The following is a 238-nucleotide window of genomic DNA, read 5'->3' as shown; positions in this document are numbered from 1 at the left end:
CCTCGACGATCTCCTCAATAGCGTCGTCGTACTCGTCGGTGAGCGTAGTGAGCGCGTCCGTGATCTGGGGCTGGGCAGCGTCGATCATCTCCTCGACGGCGGCGTCGGCCGAATCTGGTAGTGAGTACGAGAGGACGATCGTGTTCGCGTGGTAGTACTTCGTCGTCCCACCACGCCCCTCCTCGAAGCGAACGACGTCGACGAGGCCCGCATCCCGGAGCTCGTTGATGTGATGGCG

1 protein-coding gene is annotated in these 238 nt (G+C 63.0%); it reads right to left on the bottom strand.

The window, feature by feature from the left end:
• A partial coding sequence (locus ACP7FG_RS13210; protein WP_439226665.1) for a hypothetical protein occupies positions 1–238 on the bottom strand: 238 nt, incomplete at both ends.

Origin of the sequence: Idiomarina sp. ST10R2A5 (genome assembly GCF_051842325.1) — a bacterium.
Classification (GTDB): domain Bacteria; phylum Pseudomonadota; class Gammaproteobacteria; order Enterobacterales; family Alteromonadaceae; genus Idiomarina; species Idiomarina abyssalis.
The sequence above is the reverse complement of the archived record's forward strand: the minus strand, read 5'-3'. Positions and strand labels throughout refer to the sequence as shown.